The 16,750-nt window shown below is 55.0% G+C and carries 15 protein-coding genes; 8 read left to right on the top strand and 7 right to left on the bottom strand.

What is annotated here, in order from left to right; all coding sequences use genetic code 11:
• Positions 1–2: 2 nt before the first annotated feature.
• The 5 genes from nqrM to prfH all read left to right on the top strand — a co-directional run bounded on the left by nqrM (position 3) and on the right by prfH (position 3,846).
• Positions 3–218 (top strand): (Na+)-NQR maturation NqrM, encoded by a 216-nt coding sequence (nqrM, locus tag FN082_RS26355; protein WP_180349673.1) that lies wholly within the window; start codon positions 3–5, stop codon positions 216–218.
• Positions 219–360: 142 nt separating this feature from the next.
• Positions 361–1,416, top strand: coding sequence for a DNA polymerase IV (gene dinB / locus FN082_RS26350; RefSeq protein ID WP_139541180.1), 1,056 nt, complete (start codon positions 361–363; stop codon positions 1,414–1,416).
• Positions 1,417–1,421: 5 nt separating this feature from the next.
• Positions 1,422–1,874, top strand: coding sequence for a GNAT family N-acetyltransferase (locus FN082_RS26345; RefSeq protein WP_407929284.1), 453 nt, complete (start codon positions 1,422–1,424; stop codon positions 1,872–1,874).
• Between the two features lie 236 nt (positions 1,875–2,110).
• A complete protein-coding gene (locus tag FN082_RS26340) occupies positions 2,111–3,250 on the top strand; it encodes an RNA ligase RtcB family protein (protein WP_139541182.1) in 1,140 nt (379 codons plus the stop codon).
• Positions 3,247–3,846 (top strand): peptide chain release factor H, encoded by a 600-nt coding sequence (gene prfH, locus FN082_RS26335; protein ID WP_139541183.1) that lies wholly within the window; start codon positions 3,247–3,249, stop codon positions 3,844–3,846. Before FN082_RS26340 ends, prfH begins: the two co-directional genes overlap by 4 nt.
• Before the next feature lie 59 nt (positions 3,847–3,905).
• Here prfH and pepD read toward each other — a convergent pair whose 3' ends face one another.
• Complete coding sequence (pepD, locus tag FN082_RS26330) at positions 3,906–5,363, bottom strand: cytosol nonspecific dipeptidase (protein WP_139541184.1); 1,458 nt, start codon at positions 5,361–5,363, stop codon at positions 3,906–3,908.
• 257 nt (positions 5,364–5,620) lie between these two features.
• Between pepD and gpt the strand changes: the two genes are divergently transcribed.
• The 3 genes from gpt (at position 5,621) to crl (ending at position 7,886) form a co-directional block, all read left to right on the top strand.
• Positions 5,621–6,079 carry a xanthine phosphoribosyltransferase gene (gpt, locus tag FN082_RS26325; protein WP_004129200.1) on the top strand — a complete coding sequence of 153 codons (459 nt, stop codon included), beginning with the start codon at positions 5,621–5,623 and terminating at the stop codon, positions 6,077–6,079.
• Between the two features lie 106 nt (positions 6,080–6,185).
• The gene (gene frsA / locus FN082_RS26320) at positions 6,186–7,430 is read left to right on the top strand and encodes an esterase FrsA (protein WP_142982652.1); all 1,245 of its coding nucleotides are present in this window, start codon (positions 6,186–6,188) and stop codon (positions 7,428–7,430) included.
• Between the two features lie 57 nt (positions 7,431–7,487).
• Positions 7,488–7,886 carry a sigma factor-binding protein Crl gene (crl, locus tag FN082_RS26315; protein ID WP_139541186.1) on the top strand — a complete coding sequence of 133 codons (399 nt, stop codon included), beginning with the start codon at positions 7,488–7,490 and terminating at the stop codon, positions 7,884–7,886.
• Positions 7,887–8,003: 117 nt separating this feature from the next.
• On the opposite strand, the gene gabD is transcribed toward crl, so the two are convergent.
• The 6 genes from gabD to uxuA all read right to left on the bottom strand — a co-directional run bounded on the left by gabD (position 8,004) and on the right by uxuA (position 16,711).
• Positions 8,004–9,452, bottom strand: coding sequence for an NADP-dependent succinate-semialdehyde dehydrogenase (gene gabD, locus FN082_RS26310; protein ID WP_139541187.1), 1,449 nt, complete (start codon positions 9,450–9,452; stop codon positions 8,004–8,006).
• Positions 9,453–9,676: 224 nt separating this feature from the next.
• Complete coding sequence (gene foxA, locus FN082_RS26305; RefSeq protein ID WP_139541188.1) at positions 9,677–11,785, bottom strand: ferrioxamine B receptor FoxA; 2,109 nt, start codon at positions 11,783–11,785, stop codon at positions 9,677–9,679.
• Between the two features lie 121 nt (positions 11,786–11,906).
• Positions 11,907–12,899 carry a helix-turn-helix transcriptional regulator gene (locus FN082_RS26300; RefSeq protein WP_139541189.1) on the bottom strand — a complete coding sequence of 331 codons (993 nt, stop codon included), beginning with the start codon at positions 12,897–12,899 and terminating at the stop codon, positions 11,907–11,909.
• A 168-nt stretch (positions 12,900–13,067) separates the two neighbouring features.
• Positions 13,068–13,844, bottom strand: coding sequence for a Uxu operon transcriptional regulator (uxuR, locus tag FN082_RS26295; protein ID WP_139541190.1), 777 nt, complete (start codon positions 13,842–13,844; stop codon positions 13,068–13,070).
• Between the two features lie 134 nt (positions 13,845–13,978).
• On the bottom strand, positions 13,979–15,454 hold the full coding sequence (locus FN082_RS26290) for a fructuronate reductase (protein ID WP_142982651.1): 1,476 nt from the start codon (positions 15,452–15,454) through the stop codon (positions 13,979–13,981).
• 72 nt (positions 15,455–15,526) lie between these two features.
• Complete coding sequence (gene uxuA / locus FN082_RS26285) at positions 15,527–16,711, bottom strand: mannonate dehydratase (protein WP_139541192.1); 1,185 nt, start codon at positions 16,709–16,711, stop codon at positions 15,527–15,529.
• Positions 16,712–16,750 lie beyond the last annotated feature (39 nt).

Raw genomic sequence — 16,750 nt, 5'->3', positions numbered from 1 at the left:
TGATGCTGACGGTATTTGTGGCGACCTTTATTATTTTCGCGCTGGTTATTCTGGGGATGTCGCTGGGATACTTGATCAAACGTAAAAGTATTCAGGGCAGCTGCGGTGGGATCTCCTCGCTGGGGCTGGAAAAGGTCTGCGACTGCCCTGAACCCTGCGATGCGCGTAAAAAGCGCATGGCCCGCGAGGCGCAGCGCCAGCAGAACCGAATCTTCTAGTTCCTTGCATTCCATTAACCCGGCTGAGCGTAGCGACGCCGGGTTATAACCGCTGACGATATTCATCGCAGCTGACAGCACCTCTCTTCTCAATAACCTATTTTTTGCTGTATACTTATCCAGTTGTGAGTGAGGGCTAACTATGCGCAAAATCATCCATGTTGATATGGACTGCTTCTTCGCGGCGGTTGAAATGCGTGACAACCCAGCGCTGCGCGACATCCCTATCGCTATTGGCGGCAGCCGGGTGCAACGTGGTGTTATCAGTACGGCCAACTATCCGGCGCGTAAATTCGGCGTGCGCAGCGCCATGCCGACCGCCACAGCCCTCAAGCTTTGCCCGCATTTGACTCTGCTGCCCGGCCGCTTTGATGCTTACAAAGAGGCCTCAAATCATATCCGGGAGATTTTTTCACGCTATACCTCGTTAATTGAACCGCTATCGCTGGATGAAGCCTATCTCGACGTTAGCGACAGCGTTCATTGCCAGGGGTCAGCGACGCTGATGGCGCAGGAGATCCGTGAGACTATCCAGCGTGAGCTAAATCTGACCGCTTCCGCCGGCATTGCGCCGGTAAAATTTCTCGCCAAAATCGCCTCGGATCTGAACAAACCCAACGGTCAGTTTGTCATTGCGCCGCACCAGGTCGCTGAGTTTGTTAAAACGTTGCCGCTGTCGAAGATCCCGGGCGTCGGCAAAGTCTCTGCCGCGAAGCTGGAAAACATGGGGTTGCGAACCTGTGAAGATGTGCAAAAGAGCGATCTGGCAATGCTACTCAAACGCTTTGGTAAATTCGGTCGGATATTATGGGAGCGCAGCCAGGGCATTGATGAACGAGAAATTAGCAGCGAACGGCAGCGTAAATCGGTTGGCGTGGAGCGAACTCTGGTAGAGGATATTCATGAGTGGGAGCAGTGCCAGTCAATTATTGAGAATCTCTATCCTGAACTGGAACGGCGTCTGGCGAAGGTAAAACCGGATTTGCTGATTGCCCGTCAGGGGGTCAAGCTGAAGTTTAATGATTTCCAGCTCACCACGCAGGAACATGTCTGGCCACGGCTAAATAAAGCTGACTTGATCACCACCGCGCATAAAACCTGGCACGAGCGGCGCGGAGGCCGGGGCGTCAGGCTGGTTGGGCTGCACGTGACGCTGCTCGACCCGCAGCTGGAAAGGCAATTAGTTTTGGGGCTATAGCGATGTTGAAAATACGATCGTACGAAGAGCGTGATTTTCCTGTGCTCTGCACAATATTTTTACGGGCAGTTAAAGAGACGGCAAGCGCCGATTATTCTCCCCGGCAAATTGCCGCATGGGCGCAGGTTGATGAAGTTCGTTGGCGGCAAAAAATAGCTGCCTCGCGGGTGCTGGTGGCGGTAAAAGAGACTTCGCCGGTTGGTTTTATTACCGCCGTTGGCGACTATATCGACTTACTGTTTATTTCGCCCGATTATAACCGTCAGGGAATGGCCAGCGCGTTGCTTAATGCATTGTTGATACAGCTACCTGAACGCGTTTTAACGGTAGAGGCCAGTATTACGGCAATGCCTTTTTTTGCCCGCCATGGCTTTTGCGTGGTAGAGGAACAGCTGGTGGAGGCGCGCGGTGAACAATTTCTTAATTATCGGATGCAGCGACAAATCGGCTTGCAATAACTATTTTGCCTGATTACTATACCCGCGCTTTCATCTAATTTATTAACTGCAAAGGAGGTTCATCATGAAAATAAATTCTCAGAACGCACTTTGCAGGCCTTTCCAGGAATAACGCTCTTTTTTGCCCTGGTAACGTCTGCCACATCCTTTATTTATTTTTATACCCAAATAATTCGAGTTACACGTCATTAACGCGTATGTAGCTTGAAGTATGACGGTTATATATGGATTGGTATATGGGCAATAATGTTCATTATACGTCTGAAGGTATTTCTTATATTACGTCAGACGATCTGTGGATCGAAGGTTTAGCGATCCAGCAATTACACACCACGGCAAATTTACCCCACATGCAGCGCGTGGTGGGCATGCCTGATTTACATCCCGGGCGCGGCTACCCGATCGGTGCGGCTTTTTTTTCGCTTGGTCATCTCTACCCGGCGCTGGTTGGCAACGATATTGGCTGCGGCATGGCGCTGTGGCAAACGGATATCCTCGGGCGAAAATACAATGCGGATAAGTTTGAGAAAAAGCTGTCCGCCATGGATGACATTGCGCAAGAAAGCTGGCTGGATGAACACCTGCCGGAAAATCTGTTAACGCATCCCTGGCGTAGCGCGCTGGGCTCTATTGGCGGCGGTAATCACTTCGCCGAACTGCAGCAGGTGGATCGGATTGTTGATGACGCGCGTTTTCAGCGCGCCGGCTTTGATGCTCAGCATCTGCTGCTGCTGACGCACAGCGGTTCGCGCGGCCTGGGGCAGGCTATTCTGCAACGTCATATTACGGCTTTTTCTCACGATGGTCTGGCTGAAGGCAGCGCTGCGGCTGTGGAATATCTGGCGGAACATAATGATGCCCTGTCTTTTGCTCGAGTCAATCGCGAACTGATTGCTACCCGTATTTTGCAGCAGGTTCGCGCGACCGGGCAGCGCGTACTGGATGTCGCGCATAACTTTGTCGAGCCATGTTCTGTTAACGGGCAACAAGGTTGGCTGCATCGCAAAGGTGCGACGCCGGACGGCTGTGGCCTGGTGATTATCCCGGGTTCTCGCGGCGACTATAGCTGGCTGGTGCAGCCCCTGGTCAACGAGGAAGCGCTTTATTCGCTGGCCCATGGCGCAGGGCGTAAATGGATGCGCACTGAGTGCAAGGGACGTTTATCTGGTAAATACAGTCCGGCACTGCTGTCCCGAACTGAGCTGGGAAGTCGGGTGATCTGTCGCGATCGTCAGCTGATCTATGAAGAAGCGCCGCAGGCGTACAAATCGGTAGAGAGCGTGCTTGAATGCCTGGTGCACGCCAGACTGGTTGAGCCGGTCGCCCGCCTGCGACCGCTGCTGACGCTGAAAACCAGTGGAGGGAAAGGCGCATGATTTTATTGCAACTCTCCTCCGCGCAGGGGCCAGAAGAGTGCTGTCTGGCGGTGAAACTATCGTTGGATCGACTGATTAAAGAAGCCGCACAGCAACAGGTTTCTATCACGCTTCTGGAGAGCGAAGCGGGGCGGCATTCTGGTACTCTTCGTTCCGCTTTGCTATCCCTTGATGGCGATAATGCTCCTGCCCTGAGCGAAAGCTGGTGCGGTACGCTGCTGTGGATTTTCCCCAGCCCATACCGACCGAATCACCGACGTAAAAACTGGTACGTTGGCGTAGGCCGCTTTTCCGGTGACGAGCAGGAGCAGTCTGGAGAGATCCACTTTGAAACGCTGCGTTCTTCCGGCCCTGGCGGTCAGCATGTGAACAAGACCGACTCAGCGGTGCGCGCCACGCATCTGGCGAGCGGGATCAGCGTGAAGGTGCAATCGGAGCGGAGTCAGCATGCCAATAAACGGCTGGCGCGTTTATTGATTGCATGGAAGCTGGAACAGCAGCGGCAGGATAATAGTGCAGCGTTGAAGTCTGAGCGGCGAATGTTCCACCATCAGATTGAACGCGGCAATCCAGTGCGGACGTTTAGCGGGCGGTAATTAGCTAATCAGTATGAACAAAAAAGGTCCACACCCTGCGGTGTGGACTTTTTTTTGACTTATTTCGCCGGAATCGATTTCAGCAGTTCAGTCAGCAGCGTCCAGTACTGGCCAACGCTCTCAATATGCACTTGTTCATCCGGGGAGTGTGGACCGGTAATGGTTGGCCCGATAGAAACCATGTCCATTTCCGGATACGGTTTTTTGAACAGACCGCACTCCAGACCCGCGTGGATAATCTGGATGTTCGGCGTCTTGTTGAACAGACGCTGATAGGTCTCGCGCACCAGATGCATCACCGGAGAGTTGGCGTCCGGTTGCCAGCCAGGGTATGCGCCTTTGGCTTCGGTTTTTGCACCCGCCAGCTTGCCCAGAGAGTCCAGCATGCTCACGACGTAGTCTTTACCGCTGTCGATCAGCGAGCGAATCAGGCAGTGAATCTGCACATTGTCGTCGGTCATGGTGACAACGCCGACGTTCAGGGAGGTTTCCACCACGCCTTTCGCCACGTCAGAGTTGCGGATGACGCCGTTCGGCGTCGCGTTCAGCAGGCGCACAAAGCTATCGCGGGATTGTGCAGTCAGCGCCGCCTGGTCGTTAGCAATGGATTCCAGCAGCACAGCCAGGTTTTTCTCTTTGGCTGCCAGCTCGTTTTGCAGGATTTCCTGGTACTCATTGGCCAACGCTTTCAGCGCATCCGTTTTGTCTGCGGCAACGGCCACAGTCGCGAACGCTTCACGTGGGATAGCGTTACGCAGCGTACCGCCGTTGAAGTCGACCAGACGCAGATCCAGTTCTTCAGCATGACCCGCCAGGAAGCGCGCCAGCAGTTTGTTGGCGTTACCTAAACCAACGTGGATTTCGCCGCCGGAGTGACCGCCTTTCAGCCCTTTTAGCGTCAGCTTAAAGGCCTGGAAACCGGCGGGAACGGCTTCACGGCTTAGCGCCAGATCGGAGGTGAAGTCGATCCCCCCCGCGCAGCCCATGTAGATTTCACCTTCTTCTTCTGAGTCGGTGTTGATCAGGATATCCGCCTGCAGCCAGTTGGCCTGTAGACCAAACGCGCCGTCCATGCCGGCTTCTTCCGTCATGGTCAGCAGCACTTCCAGCGGGCCGTGGACCACACTGTCGTCAGCCAGCACCGCCAGCGCGGAGGCCATACCAATACCGTTATCTGCGCCCAGCGTGGTGCCGCGCGCTTTGACCCATTCGCCGTCGATATACGGCTGAATCGGATCTTTAGTAAAGTCGTGAACGGTATCGTTGTTTTTTTGCGGCACCATATCGAGGTGCGCCTGCAGCACAACCGGTTTGCGGTTTTCCATACCGGCAGTAGCGCCTTTACGAATCAGAATGTTGCCAACCTGGTCGCGTTCCGCGTGTAAGCCTTTTTCTTTTGCCCAGCCCATAATGTGCTCAGCGAGCTGTTCTTCGTGATAGGACGGATGGGGAATAGAGCAAATTTTGGCAAAAATATCCCACAGCGGCTGCGGGGATAATTGAGACAGTTCAGACACGATGAGTCTCCTTACAATCACCTGCAAAAGTTGTTTGCAGATCGGGGGTTAGCAATCAAATACACTACAAGCCCGGGCTTGCGCGATGGGGTTGAGAATACCACTTTCCGTGTACTCTGGTAGTGTAAACCACGTAAAAAGAGTCGCCGTAGCCGCTTAACGCTGGTTTTTAGCGCGTCAGATCTCTATAATCTCGCGCAACCATTTTCCCCCTCGAACATTATTTAAGCCGTATTACACAGGCTGGGACACTTCACATGAGCGAAAAATACGTCGTCACCTGGGACATGTTGCAGATTCACGCCCGCAAACTGGCAACCCGTCTTCTGCCTGTTGAACAGTGGAAAGGCATTATTGCCGTTAGCCGTGGCGGTCTGGTACCGGGAGCGCTGCTGGCGCGTGAACTGGGTATTCGTCATGTTGATACCGTTTGCATCTCAAGCTATGACCACGATAACCAGCGCGAACTGACCGTACTGAAGCGTGCGGAAGGTGATGGCGAAGGCTTCATTGTTATTGATGACCTGGTCGATACCGGCGGTACCGCTGTTGCCATCCGCGAAATGTATCCTAAAGCACATTTTGTCACCATCTTCGCCAAACCGGCAGGTCGTCCGCTGGTTGATGATTATGTTGTTGATATCCCGCAGGATACCTGGATTGAACAGCCCTGGGATATGGGCGTTGTGTTCGTTCCGCCTATCGCAGGCCGTTAATCTCCGGCATAAATGCTAATTACCACGCCCGGTTTTGCCGGGCGTGGTTTTTTTTACCCTTGTGCAGGTTACAATAGCTTTAGTGGCAACATGATGGAGGCTGCACATGTCCCAGGCTAACCTTAGCGAAACGCTGTTTAAACCCCGATTCAAACATCCGGAAACGTCCACGTTAGTGCGTCGATTTAATACCGGAGCGCAACAACCGATCCAGTCCGCGCTGAGCGGAAATAATGTTGATCATTGGTATCGATTGATTAATCGCCTGATGTGGATCTGGCGTGGCGTGACGCCGCAGGAGCTCCTCGACGTGCAGGCGCGCATCGTGATGAGCGACGCTGAGCGCACCGACCCGGAGCTTTACGATACGGTAGTCGGTTATCGCGGAGGCAACTGGATCTTTGAATGGGCTAAGCAGGCAATGGACTGGCAGCAAAAGGCGGGTCAGGAAGAGGATCTTCTGGTTAGCGGCCGCCACTGGCTCCATGCGGCAAATCTGTACAGTATTGCTGCCTATCCGCATATTAAAGGCGATGAGCTGGCAGAGCAGGCGCAGGTGCTGGCATATCGGGCTTACGAAGAAGCGGCCCAGCGGCTGCCGGGTAAGCTGCGCGAGCTGGAATTCTCCATCCCCGGCGGTGCGCCGATCACTGGTTTCCTGCATATGCCGCCAGGCGATGGTCCGTTCCCGACGGTGTTGATGTGCGGTGGGCTTGATGCGCTGCAGACCGATTATTACAACCTGTATGAGAACTATTTTGCACCATTGGGCATCGCTATGCTGACCGTGGACATGCCGTCAATTGGCTTCTCATCAAAATGTAAACTGACTCAGGACACCAGTTTGCTGCACCAGTATGTACTGCAACATCTGTCCAATGTCCCGTGGGTTGATCATACCCGGGTTGCTGCATTTGGTTTCCGCTTCGGTGCGAATATTGCCGTCCGACTGGGTTACCTTGAATCCCAGCGCCTGAAAGCCGTAGCCTGTCTTGGTCCGGTAGTGCATGGTCTGCTGGTGGATCCGCTACATCAGGGACGCGTTCCGGAAATGTATCTTGATGTCCTGGCCTCGCGTCTGGGGATGCACGATGCCTCTGACGAAGCGTTGCGCGTTGAGCTGAACCGTTATTCATTAAAGGTTCAGGGATTATTGGGCCGCCGCTGTCCGACGCCGATGCTTTCAGGTTTCTGGAAAGACGATCCGTTTAGTCCGGAAGAGGAGTCGCGTTTAATCACCTCATCATCGGCTGATGGCAAGCTGCTGGAAATTCCTTTCAACCCGGTCTACCGCAATTTCGATCACGCCCTGCGGCAAATCGCCCGCTGGATTAGTCATAGATTTAGTTAATATATTGCTAAATTCTATTGATTTGGTAACGTCAGTGCATCACTAAAGGAGATCGCAATGACGTTACCGAGTGGACACCTGAAGAGTAAGCTGATTAAGAAATTCACGGCTCTTGGCCCCTACATCCGTGAGGAGCAGTGTGAAGATAACCGCTTCTTTTTCGATTGCCTGGCAGTTTGCGTCAACGTAAAACCGGCGCCGGAAAAACGCGAGTTCTGGGGATGGTGGATGGAGATGGAAGCGCAGGCATCGCGCTTCACTTACAGCTATCAGTTTGGATTATTCGATAAAGAGGGAGTCTGGTGCCCGGTCGCTATCGACGATCCTGAAGTTACAGAGAAACTCGAAAAGACGCTACGCGATTTTCATGAACGAGCTGAGGCGCTGCTGGCAACATTCAGCCTGAAGCTGGAACCCGCCGATGATTTTAGCGAGCCGGTTAAGCTCCGGGCTTAATCTGCATCGCTATACTCGCGTTTGCAAAAATCCACGCCTTAGCTGCGTGGATTTTTAAACCTATCATATAGTTACAACATCCTTTAGGTTAAATGGTATTGCTGTGAATTAAACCGGCTAAATTCCAATACACATATATTTGATTTCTAAGTAATCCTCTATACCGTACTTCGAACCTTCGCGGCCCAATCCGGAGGATTTTACGCCGCCAAAGGGGGCCACTTCGGTCGAGATAATTCCGGTATTGATACCGATGATGCCGTACTCCAGCGCTTCGCCAACGCGAAAGACGCGGCTCAGATCGCGGGCGTAGAAATAGGCCGCCAGGCCGAACTCGGTATCGTTGGCCTGAGCAATCACATCGGCTTCATCTTTAAAACGGAACAGCGGGGCGAGGGGGCCAAAGGTCTCTTCTTTCGCCACTTTCGCATCGCTGGGTACGTCCACCAGAATCGTCGGCTGAAAGAAATTCCCGCCCAACTCATGGGCTTTCCCGCCGGTCACCGTCCGTGCGCCTTTGTCGATAGCATCGGCAATGTGCTCCTGCACTTTGGCAATGGCCTTCTCGTCAATCAATGGCCCGATGGTGATATTGGGCTGTAGGCCGTCGCCAATTTGCAGTTTGCTTACCGCTTGCTGAAGCTTTTCGGCGAAGCGATCGTAGACGCCGTCCTGGACGTACAGGCGATTGGCGCAGACGCAGGTCTGCCCGGCGTTGCGAAACTTAGAAGCCATTGCGCCTTCGACGGCTTTATCTAAATCGGCATCGTCAAAAACGATAAACGGCGCGTTGCCGCCTAACTCCAGCGAAACCTTCTTGATATCTTTCGCGCACTGCTCCATCAGCTGGCGGCCAATTTCCGTCGAGCCGGTAAAGGAGAGTTTACGCACCAGGGGGTTGCTGGTTAGCTCATTACCGACCGCGCTTGCGGAACCCGTAACCACGTTAAATACGCCCTCAGGGATCCCGGCGCGATTAGCCAGCTCCGCCAGCGCCAGCGCGGAAAACGGCGTCTGGCTGGCGGGCTTGAGCACCATCGTACAGCCTGCGGCCAGCGCTGGACCTGCTTTACGGGTGATCATCGCCGAGGGAAAATTCCACGGGGTGATGGCGGCGGTCACGCCAATCGGCTGCTTAATTACCAGCAGCCGCTTATCGGCCTGATGGCCGGGAATGGTGTCGCCGTAGACGCGTTTGCCCTCTTCGGCAAACCACTCAATAAAAGAGGCGGCGTAGCTGATTTCACCTTTTGCTTCCGCCAGTGGCTTACCCTGTTCCAGGGTCATCAGGCGCGCTAAATCGTCCTGATGCTCCATCATTAAATCGAACCAGCGGCGCAGAATATTGGCCCGTTCTTTGGCGGTAAGGGCACGCCAGGCGGGTAGGGCCCTGCTGGCGGCGTTGATAGCCTCGCGGGTTTCCTCGGCGCCCATTTTGGGCACGCTGCCCAGCTGTTGGCCGTTGGCGGGATTCGTCACCGCGATGGTCTCTCCGCTGCTGGCATCGCGCCAGCATCCGTTAATCAATGCCTGTTGGCGAAAAAGAGTAGAGTCGTTAAGTTGCATAGTTGCGTCCTGTCTTATCGGTAAAAGCTGTGAATGCGTCCGGTCTGCGGCGTCAAACACCTGTCCCTGTTTAGTGTAGACGAACATGCTCAAGGGACCGGGCACAGCACTGGCTGATGTGATAATAGCCAGCTTAAATTTGTGGTTTTTTGGGCTGGCGGGACGTTAAAGCAGAGGATTTACATGCGCCGGCGCGGTTAAAGCGCCGGGCATTTTTCGCGGGATCAGAACTTCCAGGAGACGCTGCCGACGATGCTGCGTTCTGCGCCGAAGTAGCAGTAGGAGAGCGAGTTACAGGCAGCGATGTAGCTCTTATCGGTCAGGTTATTGACGTTCAGCTGCGCGCTGAGGCCTTTAATCCCTACCTTCGACAGGTCATAGCCAATCGTCATATCCACTAAGGTATAGGACGGTAGGGTATGCGTATTCAGGCGATCGCTGGTAATGCCATTAACGTAGCGCACGCCGGAGCCGAGCGTCAGACCATCCAGCGGGCCGCTTTTCACATCGTAGCTTAGCCACGCGCTGGCCTGGTTGCGTGGGGCGTAAACGGCACGCTTGCCTTGCTCTTCCGGGCTGCTTTTCTTATAGCGGATATCGGTGTAGGTATAGGCGGCCTGCAGGCGGAAGCTGTCCGTTAGCTGACTGATGGCTTCCAGCTCTACCCCTTTCGATTCAATTTCACCAATCGAGCGGTACGGGTCGGTCGGCTCTTCTTTGGTGGCGATATTGGTCTGGTTGATGCGGAATACCGAGGCGCTGAACTGGCTGTTCATCCCCTCCGGCTCATACTTCAACCCGGCTTCCCACTGCTTGCCTTTCATCGGATCCAGTATGTTGCCGCTTTCATCGGCGAAGCTGGTCGGCGTAAAGGCGGTGGAGTAGCTGATGTATGGCGCAAAACCACTATCGAACAGATACATTAGCGCGGCGCGGCTACTGAAGTTGTTCTTATCCAGATCGCTACGCGAATTGTTGAGCTTGCTGATATTGGACACGCTCACCTGATCGTAGCGCCCGCCGAGCGTGAAGCGCCAGCGGTCCCAGGACATCTGATCCTGCAGATAGTAGCCAGTCTGGCGCAGCTTGTGTTTTTCGCGGCTGTACATGGTGATGTAATCCGGCTTCGCGCCATAGACCGGATTAAAGGCGTCGATAGCCGGGAACTCGCCGTAATAACCGGTAGTGTCGTTGCTGCGGTCCTGATAATCGATCCCCAGCAGCAGGCGATGGTTGACGGCCCAGGTGTCGACGCTACCGTCGAGTTGGTTATCCAGCGTGATAGCGTTCATCTTTTCGTCCGAGCCGGAATAACCGCGGTTCAGCTCGGTTTCGTTCAGCCAGCCTGCGGCATAGACCTGGTTCAGCTCAACTTTGGTATGCAGATAGCGCAGCTTTTGTCGCACCGACCAGCCGCTATCAAACATGTGTTCGAAGTTGTAGCCGACCATATTTTCACGACGGTCATACTTGTCGTAATCATCTTCCCCTTCGAAGAAGGTGTTAGCGATTTTCTTGCCATAGTGCGGAACCACGGTGCCTTCATAGGGGAGACCTGAGTGGCTGCCGCCCTCCGGGTCGCGATGCAGGTAGGCCATTAAATCAAGGCGCGTCTGGTCGGTAATGCGCCAGGTCAGGCTGGGCATAATCGCGTAGCGCTGCTCTTTTAAGGTATCGAACTGGGAGTCCGCGTAGCGGGTCATTCCACTTAAGCGTGCCGCCACCCGATCGTTATCGTCCAGCGCGCCGGTGACGTCAAACGCCGCGCCGCGCTGGTTGTTATTACCGGCAAATAGTTTGATTTCACCGCCGGGATCGAATGAGGGTTTACGCGAAGTGAGGGCGACGATGCCGCCGGGCGAAGAGCGGCCATAAAGCACCGAGGCCGGGCCGCGCACAACTTCGATATTCTCCAGGAACCAAGGATCGACCACCAGCGAGCTGTGCGAATTGGTGTCTCCCATCATTTTAAGGCCGTCGAGGTAGACGTTATCCAGACTGCCATCGGAGAAGCCGCGCAGGACGATGTAGTCAAAGCGGTTGGAGGCGCCAATCTGGTTGCTATATACGCCAGGCGTGTAGCTAACGGCCTGACGGACGCTGATCGCGCCCTGTTCTTCAAACTGCTCGCGGGTAATGATAGACACCGACTGCGGGGTCTCAATATCCGGGGTGGCAATTTTGGTCGCGCCGCTCTGCATCTGCGAAGTGACCACGATGGTTTCGTTTTTAGCGGTTTCCTGAGCCAGCAGCGGGAAAGTGACGCTGCCGGTCACCCATCCTACCAGTAGCGCCAGGCGAGTTTTCGCAAACATGAACATCTCCAAAGGCATTTCTAATTGTTAATAAGAATTATTACCTTTTTGATGCTTTCTATAGCTATGCGGAATGCCAGGATGCGTATGCGCGCTGCCAAAGCGTCTAAGTATTCTTCGCGAAAATGTAAAAAATGCATTAGCCCGGCTTTTGTACGTCACAGGGCGAGATACCGTAGCGCCGACGAAAGGCGGTCGAGAAGTTGGTGGCGTGCTGGTAGCCCGACATCCACGCGGCCTGCTGTACGCTATAGCCCTCAAGTAAGTAGCCTCTTGCCCGCTCCAGACGGCAGTCCCGCAGATAGTCGAACACAGAGCAGCCGTAAGCGTGGCGAAATTTGCTGCGCAGGCTGCTGGAACTCATTGCTGCCCGCTGCGCCAGCTCATTGAGGGTGTAGTCGTTTTCCGGCGATTGCTCCAGCAGGCGGCGGACTCTCTCCAGCCGCTGCTGCTCGCCACCTGTCGGGACGACCTGTTTCGCGCTTTCATCCTGACATACGCTCAATCCGTGGCCAAACAGTTGCAGGATAAGTCCTTCCAGCATTAGCTGCCGGGAAACGCGCCCAAGCGCACCCCGTTGCGCGTATTGTAATCCGCTCAGCAGAAAACCCGGTATCTGCCAGATAAGCGTTGGCGTCTGGCATCTTTCCCATTCGCGCATCAATGAGTCGAGCAGGCCGTCGCGCCATGCGCCATCCGGGTAGAGTCCGAGTGAGAGCGTCCGCAGCCGGCTGTCCGCATCGTGGCGGGCGCTCATCGCCTGGTGTTCGCTAAGCCGCGAGGTGAACGCCATCCCGGAGCGTACGAGATGCTGTTCTCCGTTCAGGGTCAGGTCGACGCAGCCCTCCAGCACCACCAGCATATAGAGAGGACTGCTATGGCGGGAGGTCGTCTCATAAGGTTGCAGAACATGAACATCAGAATGAGTGACGCACATGCCGCAGGGCAGCGTCATCTCTTCGACTTCTCCTCGTAAAACGGGACTGGCGTACGATGGCTGCGGATTTTGCGGCAGCATCGGGAAACGGTAATCGATACCGTAACGTTCGCCAAAATCCATAAACTCGCTGACGGAGAAGGTTTTTCTCAGCGCCGGGCGGGCGGGTTCGTTTTGCGGAGTCGTATTGTTCATGCGGTTTTCTGCACTGGAAATGGGGCGTCATCGGATGAGGCAACTTTATCATCGCGCGGTCAGTGCGACAATAAAGATGAGAATCATTATCAACGTTTACATGACATGATGGTGTTACAGCAGAAAGGAGCGCGTGGACAGGTAATAGCCACGCGTTGACATAATGGATCAGGCGTCAGCGTTGTCCAGAGGCCAGGAGTCAAACAGGTAGCCGTCAAAGTAAATATCGTCGACGTTGGAGAACTCCAGCAGGCGACGTTTGACGTTTTCCAGGTGCTGCCACATGGCGAGTTTTGCCGCGCGGGCATCTTTTTTGATAAGAGCCGCAAGGATCCGCTTATGATCGACCAGCCACTCCTGGCGGTAGTGAGTATCGCCGAGATGGCGGTGTAGCTGGATCCACATGGGATTATTTTCCCGCCACTGCCATGACTGGCGAAACAGCTCCACCAGCATACTGTTGTGCGTCGCTTCAGCGATGGCCAGGTGAAACTGCATATCGCCGCTTTCAGAGCCGCCCGGCGCGCTGCTGGCCAGTTCGCGTTCTTCCAACTGCAAGGCCTGGCGCATTTTGATGATATCTTCCCGGGTCGCCTGTAGGGCGGCGAATTCGGCGATGTTGCTTTCCAGCAACTGGCGGGCCTGCAGCAGTTCAAATGGGCCTGCGTCGTTGCAATGATTGATGTCCGTATTCTCTGCGCTACCTTCACCGGCGGCATTATCGAGCACGTAGATCCCGGCGCCGCGGCGTACTTCCACCAGCCCTTTAATTTCCAACATGATCAGCGCTTCACGCACCACGGTACGGGTCACGTCCAGCATCTCGGCGATTTCTCGCTCCGGCGGTAAGCGATCGCCAGGGCTATACGGTGTTTGTACGATCAGATCGCGAATTAACGCGCCGACTTCCTGGTAGGGTCTGTGCTGAGATGTTTGTGATTTCATGATGTTATGCTGTGAGATGCGATGGCCTGGGGGCTGACTATAGCATTTGACCGAAGGGTTGACACCTCTCTCGGTGTGGATACGGGAAACGGGTCAACCAAATTTCTGCTCAGTTGACCCGTGATACGAGAAGATTACCGACTGGCGTTGGCCGCCGCAACGCACTCTCGTGCGCCCCATTGACACAGTCGGCGATAAGCCTGTGTTACTGCCTCGACAAAATCGCCATTATCCGGCAGATCGTGGGCAAAAATTCCGCTTATGGCCAGCAGCGCGGCGACGCGTTCTGTCCCCTGGAAACGCTGGTTGATCTGTTGGATCTCCGCCAGCAGCGGGTCGACGACATCAATCGGCTGCCCTTGTTCATCGATCCCCTGGGTATAGCGCATCCAGCCCGCCACGCCGAGCGCCAGATGACGCCAGTCGCTACCGTTTTGTAAATGCAGACGGACGGGATCCAGCAGGCGCTGTGGCAGCTTCTGGCTACCGTCCATGGCGATCTGCCAGGTGCGGTGGCGCAGGGACGGATTGCTGAAGCGGGCGATCAGTAGCGTGGCATAGGCCTGCAAATCGGTACCTTCCGGCATCGATAAAGTAGGCGCTTGCTCTTGCATCATCAGGGCGAAAGCGGCTTTGCGGTATGCCGGGTTAGTCATGGTGTCAGCGATGGTTTCATATCCGCCGAGATAGCCAAGATACGCCAGGAAAGAGTGGCTGCCGTTGAGCATCCGCAGCTTCATCATTTCAAACGGCACCACGTCTTCAACAAACTGCGCGCCGACTTTGTCCCACTTCGGGCGACCGTTGACGAAGTTGTCTTCAATCACCCATTGACGAAACGGTTCACAGGCGATGGCGCACGGATCGTAGACCCCAAGCTGGTCGGCTATCTCCTGCAGCGTTTCGGGCGTTGCCGCCGGTACGATACGGTCAACCATCGTACACGGGAAGGTGGCATGGTCTTCAATCCACGCCGCCAGCTCCGGGTCTCTGGCCTGCGCCAGCCCAAGCACCGCCACTTTAGCCACGTGGCCATTTTCGCGAACGTTATCGCAGGACATCACCGTAAACGCCGTTAGCCCCTGTTCGCGGCGCAGTCGCAGCGCTTCGACAATGTAGCCGATGGCGGATTTCGGCGTTGCCGGGTTGGCAAGGTCGTGTTGAATCAGCGGATTATTGCGATCGAGCTGGCCGCTGGCCGCATCGGTGCAGTAGCCTTTTTCCGTCACCGTCAGGGAGACGATTGCCGTTTCTGCACGCGTCATCGCACGCAGTATACCGTCGCAGCCGTCGATTTCCGGGTGCAGCGCTTCTTTCATCGAACCGATAATTTTCAGGACGGTGTTGTCGGCCCCTTTTTCCGCTACGGTGTAGAGCAATTGCTGATTTTTAAGATTCTCAATCAGTATGCGGTCGTTGCCCGGCATCAGGTTGACTTCGCAGATGCCCCAGTCGCTATCGCTGGTTTCCAGCAGATGGTGGGTGTAAAGCGCTTGATGCGCGCGGTGAAATGCGCCGCAGCCCAGGTGAACGATACGGGATTCCAGGCGAGAACGATCCCACGCAGGGCGTGTCACCGGCAGGTTGCTGTCGGCAATGGTTGCAGTCATAGCAAACTCCAGAGTAGGCCGCAAAACGCGACCGAAGGGAAAAGGCGGAACGTACTGCCCCGCCAGTCAGGGTTAGCGGCTAAAAAAAGCGCGCTGAATCGCCAGCTCGACGCCGCGGACTTCAGCCAGCCCTTTCAGGCGACCAATTGCGGAGTAGCCGGGATTGGTTTTCTTTTTCAGGTCGTCGAGCATCTGATGACCGTGGTCAGGACGCATCGGGATGAGGTCCTCTTTGCCTTCTGCTTTGCGACGATGTTCTTCTTCCACGATGGCCTTCACTACTTCGTACATATCTACGTCGCCGTGCAGGTGCGCCGCTTCATGGAAGGTTTTTGGGTTATCTTCCCGCTGAGTGGATCGCAGGTGGGTGAAGTAAATACGCGGGCCGAACTGTTTAATCATATCAACCAGATCGTTGTCGGCGCGTACGCCGTAGGAGCCGGTACACATGGTAAAGCCGTTAGCCATGCTGTTAACCGTATCGACCATCCACTGCATGTCTTCCACGGTAGAGACAATACGCGGCAGGCCGAGAATCGGGCGCGGTGGATCGTCCGGATGCACAGCCATACGAACGCCAGCCTCTTCGGCGACGGGAATAATCGCTTTCAGGAAGACGGCGAAATTCTCACGCAGCGCGGCTTTATCAATATCTTTATAGGTCGCAAGGTGTTGGCGGAACTGATCAAGGGTATATCCCTCTTCCGCGCCCGGCAGGCCAGCGATGATGTTGCGGGTCAGGCGCGCTTTATCTTCGTCGCTCATGGTGGCGAAACGCTGATTCGCCTGGGTGACTTCTTCGGCGCTGTAATCCGCTTCTGCGCCAGGACGCTTAAGGATGTGCAGCTCAAAGGCGGCGAATTCTATCTGATCGAAACGCAGGGCTTTGGAGCCATCCGGCAGGACGTATTCCAGATCGGTACGGGTCCAGTCGAGAACCGGCATAAAGTTGTAGCACACGGTACGAATGCCGCACTGCGCCAGGTTACGCAGAGATTGCTGGTAGTTGGCGATCCACTGAAGGTAGTTGCCGGAACGGGTTTTTATCTCTTCGTGAATCGGCACGCTCTCAACGACCGACCAGACCAGACCGGCTGCTTCCACGATGGCTTTACGCTTGAGGATCTCTTCAACTGACCACACTTCGCCGTTCGGGATATGGTGCAGGGCGGTGACTACCCCGGTCGCGCCCGCCTGGCGGACGTCAGCTAAAGTGACCGGATCGTTAGGGCCATACCAGCGCCATGTCTGTTCCATACTGAACCTCTTTCACGTTGTTGGTCTGCTTCAGACCAT

Source organism: Klebsiella spallanzanii (assembly GCF_902158555.1).
Lineage (GTDB): Bacteria > Pseudomonadota > Gammaproteobacteria > Enterobacterales > Enterobacteriaceae > Klebsiella > Klebsiella spallanzanii.
Note: the sequence above shows the minus strand (reverse complement) of the source record. Positions and strands in the feature narration are given on the sequence as shown.

What these genes read in the sequence shown, in the direction of transcription:
- gpt (WP_004129200.1), top strand. Translation starts at nt 5,621, where the DNA reads ATGAGCGAAAAATACGTCGTCACCTGGGACATGTTGCAGATTCACGCC.
- prfH (WP_139541183.1), top strand. Translation starts at nt 3,247, where the DNA reads ATGATTTTATTGCAACTCTCCTCCGCGCAGGGGCCAGAAGAGTGCTGT.
- frsA (WP_142982652.1), top strand. Translation starts at nt 6,186, where the DNA reads ATGTCCCAGGCTAACCTTAGCGAAACGCTGTTTAAACCCCGATTCAAA.
- uxuR (WP_139541190.1), bottom strand. Translation starts at nt 13,844, where the DNA reads ATGAAATCACAAACATCTCAGCACAGACCCTACCAGGAAGTCGGCGCG.
- foxA (WP_139541188.1), bottom strand. Translation starts at nt 11,785, where the DNA reads ATGCCTTTGGAGATGTTCATGTTTGCGAAAACTCGCCTGGCGCTACTG.
- uxuA (WP_139541192.1), bottom strand. Translation starts at nt 16,711, where the DNA reads ATGGAACAGACATGGCGCTGGTATGGCCCTAACGATCCGGTCACTTTA.
- FN082_RS26300 (WP_139541189.1), bottom strand. Translation starts at nt 12,899, where the DNA reads ATGAACAATACGACTCCGCAAAACGAACCCGCCCGCCCGGCGCTGAGA.
- dinB (WP_139541180.1), top strand. Translation starts at nt 361, where the DNA reads ATGCGCAAAATCATCCATGTTGATATGGACTGCTTCTTCGCGGCGGTT.
- FN082_RS26340 (WP_139541182.1), top strand. Translation starts at nt 2,111, where the DNA reads ATGGGCAATAATGTTCATTATACGTCTGAAGGTATTTCTTATATTACG.
- nqrM (WP_180349673.1), top strand. Translation starts at nt 3, where the DNA reads ATGCTGACGGTATTTGTGGCGACCTTTATTATTTTCGCGCTGGTTATT.
- FN082_RS26290 (WP_142982651.1), bottom strand. Translation starts at nt 15,454, where the DNA reads ATGACTGCAACCATTGCCGACAGCAACCTGCCGGTGACACGCCCTGCG.
- gabD (WP_139541187.1), bottom strand. Translation starts at nt 9,452, where the DNA reads ATGCAACTTAACGACTCTACTCTTTTTCGCCAACAGGCATTGATTAAC.
- crl (WP_139541186.1), top strand. Translation starts at nt 7,488, where the DNA reads ATGACGTTACCGAGTGGACACCTGAAGAGTAAGCTGATTAAGAAATTC.